Annotated in this window: 13 protein-coding genes; 6 read left to right on the top strand and 7 right to left on the bottom strand. The window is 39.7% G+C overall.

Annotated elements, in window-relative coordinates:
* Positions 1-61: 61 nt before the first annotated feature.
* From ACE01N_RS09320 to ACE01N_RS09330, 3 genes are read right to left on the bottom strand one after another with little or no spacing between them, the layout of a single operon-like run.
* On the bottom strand, positions 62-592 hold the full coding sequence (locus tag ACE01N_RS09320; RefSeq protein WP_380587564.1) for an RNA methyltransferase: 531 nt from the start codon (positions 590-592) through the stop codon (positions 62-64).
* Between the two features lie 46 nt (positions 593-638).
* Positions 639-1,658 (bottom strand): 2-oxoacid:ferredoxin oxidoreductase subunit beta, encoded by a 1,020-nt coding sequence (locus ACE01N_RS09325; protein ID WP_380587567.1) that lies wholly within the window; start codon positions 1,656-1,658, stop codon positions 639-641.
* 8 nt (positions 1,659-1,666) lie between these two features.
* A complete protein-coding gene (locus tag ACE01N_RS09330) occupies positions 1,667-3,511 on the bottom strand; it encodes a 2-oxoacid:acceptor oxidoreductase subunit alpha (RefSeq protein ID WP_380587569.1) in 1,845 nt (614 codons plus the stop codon).
* 300 nt (positions 3,512-3,811) lie between these two features.
* Here ACE01N_RS09330 and ACE01N_RS09335 point away from each other — a divergent pair, with 300 nt between their 5' ends.
* Positions 3,812-5,509, top strand: a complete 1,698-nt coding sequence (locus ACE01N_RS09335; RefSeq protein ID WP_380587571.1) for a chloride channel protein — start codon at positions 3,812-3,814, stop codon at positions 5,507-5,509.
* Here ACE01N_RS09335 and ACE01N_RS09340 read toward each other — a convergent pair whose 3' ends face one another.
* The gene (locus ACE01N_RS09340) at positions 5,510-6,064 is read right to left on the bottom strand and encodes a flavin reductase family protein (RefSeq protein WP_375729538.1); all 555 of its coding nucleotides are present in this window, start codon (positions 6,062-6,064) and stop codon (positions 5,510-5,512) included.
* Positions 6,065-6,365: 301 nt separating this feature from the next.
* Between ACE01N_RS09340 and rplU the strand changes: the two genes are divergently transcribed.
* The 3 genes from rplU (at position 6,366) to serS (ending at position 8,317) form a co-directional block, all read left to right on the top strand.
* Positions 6,366-6,677 carry a 50S ribosomal protein L21 gene (gene rplU / locus ACE01N_RS09345; RefSeq protein ID WP_375729539.1) on the top strand — a complete coding sequence of 104 codons (312 nt, stop codon included), beginning with the start codon at positions 6,366-6,368 and terminating at the stop codon, positions 6,675-6,677.
* Positions 6,678-6,694: 17 nt separating this feature from the next.
* Complete coding sequence (gene rpmA, locus ACE01N_RS09350; RefSeq protein WP_375729540.1) at positions 6,695-6,958, top strand: 50S ribosomal protein L27; 264 nt, start codon at positions 6,695-6,697, stop codon at positions 6,956-6,958.
* 87 nt (positions 6,959-7,045) lie between these two features.
* Positions 7,046-8,317: a serine--tRNA ligase gene (serS, locus tag ACE01N_RS09355; RefSeq protein WP_380587576.1), complete on the top strand. Its 1,272-nt coding sequence runs from the start codon at positions 7,046-7,048 to the stop codon at positions 8,315-8,317.
* Positions 8,318-8,385: 68 nt separating this feature from the next.
* Here serS and ACE01N_RS09360 read toward each other — a convergent pair whose 3' ends face one another.
* Positions 8,386-9,783 (bottom strand): DNRLRE domain-containing protein, encoded by a 1,398-nt coding sequence (locus ACE01N_RS09360; RefSeq protein ID WP_380587579.1) that lies wholly within the window; start codon positions 9,781-9,783, stop codon positions 8,386-8,388.
* A 196-nt stretch (positions 9,784-9,979) separates the two neighbouring features.
* On the opposite strand from ACE01N_RS09360, the gene ACE01N_RS09365 reads away from it, so the two are divergent.
* Both ACE01N_RS09365 and ACE01N_RS09370 read left to right on the top strand, forming a co-directional pair.
* Positions 9,980-10,822, top strand: coding sequence for a BadF/BadG/BcrA/BcrD ATPase family protein (locus ACE01N_RS09365; RefSeq protein ID WP_380587582.1), 843 nt, complete (start codon positions 9,980-9,982; stop codon positions 10,820-10,822).
* Positions 10,819-11,637, top strand: coding sequence for an N-acetylmuramic acid 6-phosphate etherase (locus tag ACE01N_RS09370; protein ID WP_380587585.1), 819 nt, complete (start codon positions 10,819-10,821; stop codon positions 11,635-11,637). The genes ACE01N_RS09365 and ACE01N_RS09370 overlap by 4 nt, the downstream gene beginning before the upstream one ends.
* Here the strand turns inward: ACE01N_RS09370 and ACE01N_RS09375 are convergent.
* The gene (locus ACE01N_RS09375; protein ID WP_380587588.1) at positions 11,627-12,373 is read right to left on the bottom strand and encodes a LytR/AlgR family response regulator transcription factor; all 747 of its coding nucleotides are present in this window, start codon (positions 12,371-12,373) and stop codon (positions 11,627-11,629) included. The genes ACE01N_RS09370 and ACE01N_RS09375 overlap by 11 nt on opposite strands.
* A gap of 6 nt (positions 12,374-12,379) precedes the next feature.
* Complete coding sequence (locus tag ACE01N_RS09380; protein WP_380587591.1) at positions 12,380-13,423, bottom strand: sensor histidine kinase; 1,044 nt, start codon at positions 13,421-13,423, stop codon at positions 12,380-12,382.
* Position 13,424: the final 1 nt, after the last annotated feature.

Consider the following 13,424-nt stretch of genomic DNA (forward strand, 5'->3'; position numbering starts at 1 on the left):
CTATAACTTTTTTTTATTTCTACAAACAGAATTACACGATAGTAATGAATAAAATCACATCTTACTGTTTAAGAGATAAATAGAAATGCCAGATTACAATTCCCGCCGTAATAGAGACATTTAAGGAATGTTTGGTTCCAAACTGAGGAATCTCAAGACAACCATCTGATGCATTCACAACTTTCTGCTGCACTCCTTTTACTTCATTTCCCAGAATCACTGCATATTTTTCACTTCCTGAAGGCTCAAATTCATCAAGGCTTATGCTGCCTTCTGCCTGCTCAACTGAAAATACCGTATAAGCTTTCTTTTTTACATAGTTCACTGCATCGAGCGTGTCTTCAAAGTATGACCACTCTACAGCATCTTCTGCACCCAAAGCCGTTTTATGAATCTCTGTATGCGGAGGAGTTGCTGTAATGCCACATAACACAATTTCTGCGATCCTGAAGGCATCAGATGTACGAAATACGGAGCCTACATTATTGAGGCTCCGTACATTATCTAAAATAATAATAAGGTCTGCTTTTTCGGCTTCCTGAAATTCTTTAACCGATATGCGGTTCAGTTCATCAATTTTCAGTTTTCGCATATGCTAAGTTTTTGCAAAGATGAACGTTTTGAACCTAAAATAAAAACTATTCTACTTCCCAAACACTGCCTGCACGGGCAAGCTCTTCAAATTTTGAGATCTTTGAAACAGCCTGAACATCTTTTATCTGCTGCACAAGATTATCGTCGTAAGTAGATGCTTTAACTGCACGTATAACACCCAGAGCAACAGGATATTCAGGATATTCCATATTAGCCAGTACGCCATGCAATATTGAATCACGCTCATAGGCATCATGTACCAGAATATCATCCAGGGTCACCCCGTCTTTACCAATCTCAACCACTTTCAACTTCATGCTACAGTCAAGCATAAGCCCCTTTTCGTTGTTTTGACCAAACAACATGGGCTTTCCATGCTCCAGCAATATTGTACGGTCCGCCCTGTGTGCTTTATCGGTTATAGCGGCATGCGTATCGTCATTAAATATCACACAATTCTGAAGCACTTCCACAACCGATGTCCCTTTATGTTCTTGCGCTGCAACCAACACATCATGAGACAATTTCAGGTCAGTATCAATTGAACGGGCAAAGAATCTGCCGCGTGCTCCCAATGCCAGTTCTCCCGGACGGAATGGATATTCGATGGTTCCGAACGGAGAAGTTTTTGAGATAAAACCTTTTTTGGAAGTCGGCGAATACTGTCCTTTAGTTAACCCATAAATCTGATTATTGAAAAGAATAATATTAATATCGACATTTCTCCGTACTGCGTGTATAAAGTGATTTCCCCCGATAGCCAAGGCATCACCGTCCCCGGAAATCTGCCATACTGTTAAATCAGGATTTGCAATTTTAACACCGGATGCAATTGCTGCAGCACGTCCGTGAATGGTATGAAAACCGTAGGTATTCATATAATATGGCAAACGACTTGAACAACCAATACCAGAGATAACAGCGACATTGTCCGGATCAATACCGATGGTAGCCATTGCCTTATGTAGCGTATTAAGGATTGCATGGTCACCACATCCCGGACACCATCTTACATTCTGATCACTTTTATAATCCTTAGGGGCGAATGTTTCTTTAATCTCCATAATAGCTATTATAAATATTTTTTAATTTCATTTTTTATATCCTCAACGGCTAATGGCAAACCTTCAATTCTGTTGAACTGATGATAAACCGGCCCCGGTATAGTCATGCGCAAATAATCCGCAAATTGTCCCTTGTTAATTTCGCAAACCACAATTTTCTTGTATTTCTTCATGATGTCCACCGTGTTCTTCGGCAAAGGCATAATGTAATTAAAGTGCGTATATGCCACTTTTATACCTTCCTCATGTAATTCTTCAAAAGCGGTGGTCAGGTGACCATAGGTTCCACCCCATCCTACCATCAGAATATCAGATTCCACATCACCAAGAACGTTCTGTTCCGGAATGAATTCGGCAACTTTTTGTACCTTTTCCTCCCTGATGTCAACCATTTTCTGGTGATTAGCAGGATTATGCGAAATAGCACCTGTTATAAAATCTTTTTCCAGTCCGCCGACACGATGACTGAATCCAGGTGTTCCCGGTGCTGCCCAGTAACGGTTCAGCCTTTCCGGATCACGCTGCATCACCTTCCATGAATCACGCATTTCGGGTGTAACAACCGGAACTTTAATATCTGGAAGTTCTTCCATTGAAGGAATACGCCATGGCTGTGATCCATTAGCAAGAAATCCGTCTGTCATTAAAATAACCGGTGTCATATGCTCCAGAGACAGTTTTGCAGCCATAAAGGCATAATGAAAACAATCTGATGGGGTACTGGCCGCAATTACAATGGCAGGACTTTCACCGTTTCTGCCATACAATGCCTGACGAAGATCGGACTGCTCTGTCTTGGTAGGCAAACCGGTTGATGGACCTCCACGCTGAACATCGACAACCACAAGAGGTAACTCAGCCATTACTGCCAGACCTATTGCTTCGCCTTTCAATGCCAACCCAGGACCCGAAGTTGTTGTGACGGCCAGGTCACCTGCAAAACTTGCACCGATAGAAGTCGATATCCCTGCAATCTCATCTTCGGCCTGGAATACTTTAACGCCAAGATCTTTTCTACCCGAAAGTTCCTGCAGAATTTCCGTTGCAGGCGTGATCGGATAACTTCCCAAAAAGAGTTCTTTACCACTCTTTTCTGATGCAGCCAGAAATCCCCAGGCCACGGCCTGATTTCCGTTAATATTACGATATGTTCCTTTTTCCTTTTTCCCGGTTCCAACCATGTAGGATGGTGTCATTGCCTGGATATTCTCTCCGTAGTTAAATCCATCCTGCAGTACCTTGATATTAGCCTCAGCAATCTCAGGTTTTTTCTTAAACTTACGGTTAAGCTTTTTCTCTATATATTTTAACGGCTGATTAAATAGCCAGGATACCAAACCAAGGGCATACATGTTCTTACTGCGAAGAACGGTCTTGTTATCAAAACCAAACTCTTTTAAGGAGTTAGCAGTCATTGTGGTAATCGGGGCTTTTACAATATTAAAGTCGCCCAGATGATCCTCCACAATGGGATCCATGGTTTTGTAACCGGCTTTCTCCAGATTCTTCTCCGTGAATGCATCCACATCGAGAATAATGGTTCCTCCCGGTTTTAAATATGCTTTATTGGCTTTAAGAGCAGCCGGATTCATTGCAATCAGTACATTAGCAACATCACCCGGTGTATGAACAATTTTTTTTCCAAGATGTACCTGAAATCCACTCACACCACCAATCGTTCCCCTTGGTGCACGTATGTCAGCCGGATAATCAGGGAAAGTTGATATATCATTTCCCAATTCTGCTGATGATTCGGAAAACAGCGTTCCGGTCAATTGCATTCCATCACCGGAATCACCCGAAAACCGAACAACAACGTCCTCTAACTCAATTGGTTTTACGCTTTTAGGCATTACTCAATATAATTTTACAGATTATAACATGTTACTTTTCTCAAAAAAACGATGCAATTAAATGAAAATTCTGCATTTAAAATATTAATTAAGGAATACTTTACAACATATTTTGTTTTTTATATATATTCTTAATTAGGAAGTTACGAATATTAACAACATCCAACGTTTGCAAATATCTTTTGAAATAGTATTTTTATATTACCAATGACTGTAGAAAAAACACATCATAGCTTCAGCCGCAGACTATGGAAAAAATTTTTTATTTGGCGGCTGAAGCATATTAGTGACCGGCAATTTATGGCTTTCCTAAGTGTATTTGTCGGAATACTTACCGGTGTTGGCGCTGTAGTCATTAAAAAATCCGTGCATTTTATTCACTCGAATATTCATCGGTTTGAAGCCGGAAACTGGTGGTATATATTTATGCCATTAATTGGGATAGGGATCGCACTGTTATTCATGAAATATATTATTAAACGACCGGTTCGACACGGGGTTCCAAACGTGCTTTACGCCAAGGGTAAAGCCAAAGGTTTCATGCGCGCTCACAACATGTATTCTTCCATTGTAACCAGTGCACTTACTGTAGGATTTGGTGGATCGGTAGGTCTTGAAGGTCCAACGGTTTCAACGGGTGCTGCGATAGGTTCAAATGTTGGTCGTTTCCTTCATCTCAGATTACGTGAAGTGATACTCCTGCTGGGATGTGCTTCAGCCGGTGCCATGGCAGCAATTTTCAAAGCACCGATTACAGCCATTGTTTTCGCTCTTGAAGTCATCATGCTTGACCTCACCATGGCATCCATTATTCCACTGCTTCTGGCGTCAGTATCCGCTGTTCTGGTTTCTTATTCCCTGACTGGACAGGATGTATTGTATCCGTTTACTGTAGAAGATGGTTTTGTATTGAAAGATATTTCCTACTATATTCTACTTGGTGTTGTAACCGGTTTTGTTTCTGTGTATTTTAAACGCATTTACGTGTTTATTACCAGCATCTTCGAAAACATGAAAACAAAAATCAAGCGACTGATTGTTGGAGGGCTTGTTCTTGGCGGGATTCTGGTTATTTTCCCATCACTCTACGGTGAAGGTTACGAAGTTATCAACTCCTGTCTGAAAGGGAACCTTGAATACCTGTTTACCGATACAATTTATAGTTCATTCAGAGGGAACCTTTATCTCACCGTTGCAGTTTTAGTTGCGGTAGGACTTACCAAAGTGGTTGCTACAACAATATCATTCGGGGCTGGTGGTGTAGGTGGCATATTTGCACCAACACTTTTTGTCGGTGTGCATATCGGACTGGCTTTTGCACTACTGGCGAACCAACTGGGACCTCATACCATTAACATCAATAATTTTGCTCTGATGGGTATGGCCGGAATGATATCGGCGGTTTTACATGCCCCTTTAACAAGCATCTTTCTAATTGCTGAACTTTCAGGAGGTTACCAGCTCTTTGTCCCCCTTATGATTACTTCGACACTTTCGTTCTTTATTGTACGGCTATTCGAAAAACATTCTGTTTATACCTACCAGCTTGCCAGCAGAAAGGAACTGATCACTCACCACAAGGATCAGGCAATATTATCGATGATGGAAGTTCACAAACTCATTGAAACGGACTTTGCAACAATTTCGCCTGATGCCACGCTGGGAGATTTGGTTCATGTGATTGAAAATGCGCACCGGAATTTATTCCCGGTTGTGGATGATGAAGGCAAATTACATGGCATGGTAAAAATGGATGATGTCAGAAAAATCATCTTCAAACCAGAATTGTACGATAAAGTGAAAGTCAGCGAATTAATGTATATGCCGGAACACTTCATAAGCCCCGATGACAGAATGGAAGATTTGGTGGATAAGTTCAGCTCGTCAGCCAGGTATAACATTTGCGTTATTGACAACGGCAAATACCTTGGATTCATTTCAAGAGCCAAAGCATTTACCGCCTACCGTTATCAGATGAAACGGCATTCACAGGAGTAATTACAAACTGTTTATTTTCCAGGCATCAGCATATTCTTTGCCAATTGTCCGGTATTTATTGTCAGGCATCGTCAGAATGATGCTTTTCATTTTATTATAATCAGGATTTCCGTTGGTCAGCATTTCCGGATCACACCATACAGAAGTTATTTCACCAACAATCCATAAATTTGAAGGCAGAATGATTTTTTCGACCAGTTTACACTCCAGATTCAACGGTGCGTTTTCTATAAGTGGTGATTTTTTCTGGTTTCCGAAAGTATAGTTAAATACATCGGATTTATCCGTTCTTTTGGCAGACACCATACCCACATAATCCGTTTCTCTTGTCAGGTTCTTTCCAGGGATATTTACACTGAATTCCTTATTTAAAAGTACTGCATCACCCGTCAGCCTGTGTTTACTTATTGCAAATCCAATCATTGGAGGATCAGCATTTACACGTGACATCCAGGCAATTGTGGAAAAATTGGGCTTCCCCTGAAACATGGTCCCAACAATGGCAATAGGCATTGGCAGGTACACATTTAAATCAATATTCTTCTTTAAACCCATAATAATGATAATTTTGCAAGTAAAATATAACGTAGTGACAGATTTAAAATAAATCCTTTAAATATAGAAAGTTTTTCCCATGTTCTGCCAGGAAGCAAAAGGAATGATTAATTTATCTTAAAAGAAATTCAACCAAATTAAAATTTTAACTACATTGTGCTTCCAAAAATAAAATAGTTTATTACTTTTGCAGCCCAAATCTTTTTGATCTGGAACAACGAATCTTCCAACGGGGCTCTTAAAAAGAGATCGAAACGCATGATCCGCCTCCTGGATTTAACAATAAAAATGTAATTAAATTATGTACGCAATTGTTGAGATAGCAGGTCAGCAGTTCAATGTAGAGAAAGGAAAAAAAATCTACGTTCACAGACTTGAACAGGAACAAGGAGCTGATCTTGAATTCGACAGAGTATTATTAGTTGACAACGACGGAAAAGTAAAAGTAGGAACTCCGGTTGTTAAAGATGCAAAAGTTAAAGCTAAGGTACTCGATCACGTAAAAGGCGATAAAGTTATCGTTTTTAAGAAAAAGAGAAGAAAAGGTTATAAAGTGAGAAACGGACACCGTCAGTATTTTTCACAGATTGAAATCACAGAAATCGAAGCTTAACTCCAAAATTATAAATTATGGCTCATAAGAAGGGAGCAGGTAGCTCAAGAAATGGACGCGAATCGGAAAGTAAACGATTAGGCGTTAAAATCTTTGGTGGTCAGTTTGCCAAAGCAGGTAACATTATTGTTCGCCAGAGAGGTACAGTTCATCATCCTGGTAAAAATGTTGGAATTGGTAAAGACGATACACTTTTTGCATTGGAAAGCGGTATTGTTGTATTCAAAAAGAAGCAAAACGACAAATCTTATGTTTCTGTAGAACCTACAGTAACTGAGTAACAGAAAAAAATTTTAATGATATCAGATCTCCTGAAATTTTTACCTTTGCGTAAAAATCAGGAGATTTTTTTATTAAACACATTTTACATGTTGACACTTAAATATATTTCCGAAAACAGAGATGAAGTTATAGCCCGTTTGCGGGTAAAAAACTTTGATGCTCAGGAATTGGTAGACGAAATCATTGCTGCAGATAAAAAACGTCGCGAACTAAAAAGCGCTTCCGATGATGCTCAGGCTGAAATGAACAACCTGTCGAAACAGATCGGACTACTCTTTAAAGAAGGGAAAAAAGAGGAAGCGGAGAATGCAAAATCAAGAACTGCCGAACTAAAAGAAAATATTAAGTCGTTAACTACAGAACTTGGAGAAATCGAGGACCAAATTCAAAACAAACTGGTTCTTCTCCCCAACCTACCGCACAACTCTGTTCCAAAAGGAAGGAATGAAGAAGATAATGAAATCATTCGTCAGGGTGGTACGGTTCCGGAACTTGAAGCCAAACAACCGCACTGGGATCTTATCAAGCAATATGATATTATTGATTTTGAACTTGGAACCAAACTTACCGGAGCAGGTTTTCCTGTCTATAAAGGCAAAGGAGCCAGGCTGCAACGTGCGTTAATCAACTTCTTTCTCGACGAAGGAGAAAAAGCGGGCTACAGGGAAGTTCTACCTCCTATTGTTGTAAATGAAGATTCCGGATTCGGAACGGGTCAGCTTCCTGATAAAGAAGGCCAGATGTACCATGTTACTGTCGATAATTTTTATCTGATCCCAACTGCAGAAGTTCCTGTCACCAATATTTACAGAGATGTAATAATTCCTGAAGAACAACTGCCTGTTAAAAATATGGCATACACGCCATGCTTCCGCAGAGAAGCCGGATCATGGGGTGCACACGTTAGAGGTCTCAATCGTTTACATCAGTTCGACAAGGTTGAAATAGTTCAAATCCAGCATCCCGACAAAAGTTATGATACGCTGAACGAAATGGTAGCCCATGTGGAAGGAATCATTACAAAGCTGGGACTGCCTTACCGTATTGTAAAACTTTGTGGTGGAGATATCAGTTTCACCTCTGCCCTTACATTCGATTTTGAAGTTTATTCGGCAGCACAGGAAAGATGGCTGGAAGTAAGTTCAGTTTCGAACTTTGAAAACTACCAGGCCAACCGATTGAAATGCCGCTATAAAGGGAAAGATATGAAAAAGCCGGAACTGGCACACACTCTGAATGGTAGCGCTCTGGCTTTGCCACGTATCGTAGCAGCCTTGCTTGAAAATAATCAGACTAAAGAAGGCATTAAAATTCCGGAAGTTTTGATTCCGTACACCGGATTTGCTGTAATAGACTAACCAAATATTATAAGATACAAAAATGGGACGGCCGGTCGGTCGTCCCATTCCTTTCTACTTCACTACTTCTACGGTAAGGTATAGTATATTTTAATACTTGGTCTCATCTGCTCATAATCATAATCACTTGAAGCAAAAGTTATGCCACCGGGTACATTTTCAGGATAATGTTGCAGCATAAATCCGTAAACCGGTGTATTTATCTGCCAGGATTTCCTAATTAATTCTGTAATATCATACACCCTGAGCGATGAACTCATCCAGGGTCTGTAATCCAGGTACATCATAACATCATCAATTGTTTTGGGTTGATTCTGCCAGGTAACCTCGTGCTCATCCCATGGTTCCACCACAGCTTTCAGTACCCCAATATTCATGGTATCCATGTTTTCATCAAACGGAACCTCAACTACGCTCAGTAAATGCAGTGATAATTCTATTTTTTGAATAGTGGCAGATTTAGGTAGAGCATTATCAAAATCAAACCGCATTAAACTGCGTTTGGTCCGCATGACGGCAAGAACCGGTTCGCTTAAAAACGATGCTGCCAGTTCTTTCGAGTCTCCGAAATTCTCTGCAGAATTCAAATCCGTAATCAATGCATCTTCCGTTGAGTCAGGAGAGGTCCTGATAATTATCTCATGATACTTATTTGAATTACCAACCGTTATCATTAACGGACTACCTTCCGTAGCTCTTAACAGTTGTTCATATGTAAACTCCAGTGTTGCACTATACATTTCGGTTTTCACCCTAAAAATATATGTCCCTGACTTATCTCTAAGTACGATTTTATTTTTACCTGCGGTAAAGTCAAACCTGTAGACATAGCCATCAGGATCCGTAATAATAACTCTTGCAGGTACCAGATTGAGTGGCCTTTCTAACAATGGATTATCTTCATAAACCAAGGCATAAAATACCAACGGATTTATAATTTGGATCCCAAAACTGATATACCCAAACTGATCCGGTGTCTGGCCGTTTACAGGTATTACTTCCACTTCTAAATTGGATTCTGCTCCCGGAACAATCTTAAAATCAATGGGCAACGGATGATTCACCAGGTAAGCCAGTTCAGCACCATATCTGGGTGAAGCATAAACCACTTCTCCACTGGAATTTACCACCATGAACTCTGTCAGAAAATAATGACCTTCGTTTAGTTCAATCTTCTCACTTATATATTGATTACCAAAAACATATAAAGGCAAAATCTTTTTGTCAATTATAACATTACTGTCGCCATCGGCAATAGAAATTAAAAGATTTAAACGCGTAACAGAAGTTGAATCATCAAGCGTTGCAGATTTCAGCACAATATTAAGCTCCTCCCCAAGAACTGAAAAACCAACTTTTCCAGTCTTAAAATCCTGAGATGGTTGCCTTTCACATCCTGCAAAAAGCATAACGACCAACATCAGCAATAACGCAGATTTTCCTCCGGAGCATAAATATGACTTCATAACGACGAATTTTAGGTTAACTTTTGCTTTATCAAATTTACGAAACTAATTATTCTATATGTACAGACGAAAATGAAAATCAAATGGTTGCATTAAACTCAACTTTCTTTTGCATTGATGACTTTTGCGCGCGGAATAAAAAATTTTTACAATTTATTCTGGATAAGATTAACACAGGATTGCTTATTTTTGAGGCATGATCCTGATTGCAGACAGCGGCTCCACAAAAACATCCTGGGCGGTTATAGCCCCCAACGATGTTAAATTGATCACCACCCCGGGAATTAATCCGGCGGTACATCATTCCCATGTTATTGAAAGCGTTATTCAATCTGAGCTACTCCCGGCTTTGGGAACTTATAAAAACAAAATAGATCTGGTAGCGTTTTACGGAGCCGGCTGCAATACGTACGGCTGCAAAATATTATCAGACATTTTACAATCAGTTTTTAACTGTGAAATAGGCTGTAATTCAGATTTGACAGGAAGCGCCATTGCTACTATTGGAAAAGACGAAGGCATTGTATCCATATTAGGCACAGGTTCAAATTCAGGATTATTTATCAACGGAAATTTGAAAGAACACGTACCATCCCTCGGATACATTTTGGGAGACGAGGGAAGCGGATCATATTTAGGCAAACAGCTTTTGTCTGACTTTTTTAAAAGACAGATGCCACATAACTTAGCGGTTGACTTTAAGGACTTCTATGATCCCGTTGAATCAGAAGTTATCAATGCTGTTTATCGCAATACAAAACCCAATAAGTACCTGGCATCTTTTGTTCCGTTTATTGTCTCTAAGATATCTACGGAATACTGTCACAAGCTGGTAAAAAGCTCCTTCAACCATTTTTTTGAACGCAATATTTGTTCCTATACAGATTATCAAAACTATCCGTTATCATTCACAGGATCTGTTGCGTTTGGGTTCAGCAGCATCCTCCATGACACAGCAGAAGAATTTGGGATGAAAATCATTCATATCCTGCAAAATCCAATTGAAGGCATGATACAATATTACAAACAACAACTATGACAAACAGCATCACAGAATCCGATTCTTTTCATAATAATCTTGAAACCAAAAGTGTAAGCGAATTACTTCAGCTTATTCACGAAGAAGACAAGAAGGTATTGCCTGCCATCGAAAAGGAGATCCCCAAAATCAAAGAATTTGTGAAAGAACTGGTAATGCGCATGAAACAAGGCGGACGACTGTTTTATATTGGTGCAGGAACCAGTGGAAGGCTTGGCGTAGTAGATGCATCAGAGATTCCTCCGACTTTTGGCGTTGGCCATGGTGTTGTAATCGGCCTTATTGCCGGTGGCGATGGCGCCATAAGAAAAGCCGTAGAACATGCCGAAGATGATGAAGATCAGGGATGGAAAGACATTTTAAATTACAATCCCAATAACCTTGATACCGTTGTTGGGATAGCAGCATCCGGTAGAACTCCCTATGTAATCGGGGGCGTAAAAAAAGCCCGGGAAAACGGACTGCTAACAGGCTGTATAACCAGCAATATTAACACAAAACTTGCCGAAGCTGCAGAATATCCTATTGAACCGATTGTGGGGCCGGAATTCGTTACCGGATCAACCCGTATGAAAAGCGGAACGGCTCAAAAACTCGTTCTAAACATGATAACCACTACAACGATGATTCAACTGGGACGCGTTCGGGGCAACAAAATGGTAGATATGCAACTGACCAATCAGAAACTGATTGAACGTGGTACGCGTATGATTCTAAATGAGCTACAGATAAATTCAGAACAGGCAAAAAGCCTTTTGTTGCTTCACGGCTCAGTTAGGGAAGCAATCGATTCGTACAAAAAAACTAAAAGTTAAGCACTTCTTTCAATCTTTTGGCACCGCTCTTACTGGTTTTAATATTTTCACCACATTTTAATTGCAGAATAAACGTTTCCTTTTCGTAACGTTCCATTCGCTTAATTTGCTGTGTATTTATGATATACGACCGGTGTACCCGGATAAAATCATTTTCGGGCAGGTTGTTTTCAAAATAATTCATGGTAGCTTTTTTCAGAAAACGACCCCGTACGGTATAAAACATCACATAATCGTCCTCTGCCTTGATGTAATGAATATCCTCAACCGGAATAATTTCAATCTTTGAACGATCTTTAACCACAACACGATTTAAGGTTTCACTGTTATCCCTGATATCCTCCAGAAGTTTTTCTACTTTCTGGGGCTCTTTCTGCTGTAATCTTTCATTTGCCTTTTCAAGAGCCTGATTAAAACGTGCAGGAGTATAGGGTTTCAACAAATAATCGATGGCGTTCTGCTCAAAAGCCTTTAATGCATACTGATCGTAGGCAGTAATAAAAATAACATGTGGTTTTTCCTGATCCTCCAACAGTTCCAGCATTTCAAAACCAGTAAGTTTAGGCATTTGAATATCCAAAAAAACAAGATCCGGTGAGTGGTCCTTAATGGCTTTGAATCCGTCGAAACCGTTATTACACTCATCAACAATCTCATATTCTTCCTTTTGTGACAAGAGTTTTTTAACTAATTCCCTGGCGGGTTGTTCATCATCAATTATTACACAACGTATCATATTTTCTTAAATTGGAATTGTAATTACAGCTTTAAATGTATTTTTTTCTTTAATGGTTTTCAGCAAACCTTTTTCATTAAATACAAGTTCTAACCGGTCTGAAACATTTTGCAAACCAACACCTTCTCCTTTTCTCGGAACAGCTTCAGGATCAAAGGTATTACAAATTTCAATATAAAGCATATTATTTTTAAACTGTGCGACTGTTTTGATAACCACCGGATCCAGGCTTTCATAAACGCCATGTTTAATAGCATTTTCATAAATAGGCTGAAGGATCATCAAAGGCACTTTAACATCACAAACTGCCTCATCAATCTCCTCTTCCATGATCATCTTATCCCCAAATCTCAAATGCTCCATATCCAGGAATTTACGGCAATTTTCCAGCTCATCACAAAAGGTCACAAGTCCTTCATCTCCCCTTCTTAGCGAATATCTTAAATAATCTGACAGTTTCGCAAGCATATTACTTGCCCTTTCAGGATCGTACCCAATGAGATAATTAACAGAGTTAAGGCTGTTAAATAAAAAATGAGGATTAATCTGCGCCTTTAAAGCATTTAGCTCACTTTCACGAACAAGCCGCTGCATTTTTTCCTCGTTCAGCTTTTTCTCCCTGTTTTCACGGTAAATTAATATGAGGTAGCACGTGCCAAATAAAACAAGATAATAGGATAAGCCAATGGCGACCTGTTCTGTAGTTATATAGGTTTTAAAGACTTTGGCCGGATATATTGTGGCAAACAGGTTTATAATATACGTTGTTGAAAAGATCCAGATCCCGACAACAATTGTTGCACCGAGAATCTGACTTGAAGCGACACTCCAGGAATCTGCCTTTCCAGGACGGTTATAAACTGTAAGAGGCCATACCAGCAGACCCAGAAACGAAAAAATAACTGTAGACGCCACGGCATCTACAGTTGCATGTTGAATTGGATAGTGTGTTTCAAAATAGAGCCAGAGCAGATGTATAAACCCTACTATAATCCAGACTCCAAAATAGATTATTGTATTGATCCGGCTATTTAGGAAGGGATGGCCCATG

The organism is Quyinboa ferrireducens, assembly GCF_042436675.1.
Classification (GTDB): domain Bacteria; phylum Bacteroidota; class Bacteroidia; order Bacteroidales; family UBA5342; genus JBHJHP01.

Excerpts from the sequence above, each read along its gene's own strand:
- ACE01N_RS09320 (WP_380587564.1), bottom strand. The coding sequence starts at position 592 with ATGCGAAAACTGAAAATTGATGAACTGAACCGCATATCGGTTAAAGAA.
- ACE01N_RS09325 (WP_380587567.1), bottom strand. The coding sequence starts at position 1,658 with ATGGAGATTAAAGAAACATTCGCCCCTAAGGATTATAAAAGTGATCAG.
- ACE01N_RS09330 (WP_380587569.1), bottom strand. The coding sequence starts at position 3,511 with ATGCCTAAAAGCGTAAAACCAATTGAGTTAGAGGACGTTGTTGTTCGG.
- ACE01N_RS09335 (WP_380587571.1), top strand. The coding sequence starts at position 3,812 with ATGGCTTTCCTAAGTGTATTTGTCGGAATACTTACCGGTGTTGGCGCT.
- ACE01N_RS09340 (WP_375729538.1), bottom strand. The coding sequence starts at position 6,064 with ATGGGTTTAAAGAAGAATATTGATTTAAATGTGTACCTGCCAATGCCT.
- rplU (WP_375729539.1), top strand. The coding sequence starts at position 6,366 with ATGTACGCAATTGTTGAGATAGCAGGTCAGCAGTTCAATGTAGAGAAA.
- rpmA (WP_375729540.1), top strand. The coding sequence starts at position 6,695 with ATGGCTCATAAGAAGGGAGCAGGTAGCTCAAGAAATGGACGCGAATCG.
- serS (WP_380587576.1), top strand. The coding sequence starts at position 7,046 with ATGTTGACACTTAAATATATTTCCGAAAACAGAGATGAAGTTATAGCC.
- ACE01N_RS09360 (WP_380587579.1), bottom strand. The coding sequence starts at position 9,783 with ATGAAGTCATATTTATGCTCCGGAGGAAAATCTGCGTTATTGCTGATG.
- ACE01N_RS09365 (WP_380587582.1), top strand. The coding sequence starts at position 9,980 with ATGATCCTGATTGCAGACAGCGGCTCCACAAAAACATCCTGGGCGGTT.
- ACE01N_RS09370 (WP_380587585.1), top strand. The coding sequence starts at position 10,819 with ATGACAAACAGCATCACAGAATCCGATTCTTTTCATAATAATCTTGAA.
- ACE01N_RS09375 (WP_380587588.1), bottom strand. The coding sequence starts at position 12,373 with ATGATACGTTGTGTAATAATTGATGATGAACAACCCGCCAGGGAATTA.
- ACE01N_RS09380 (WP_380587591.1), bottom strand. The coding sequence starts at position 13,423 with ATGGGCCATCCCTTCCTAAATAGCCGGATCAATACAATAATCTATTTT.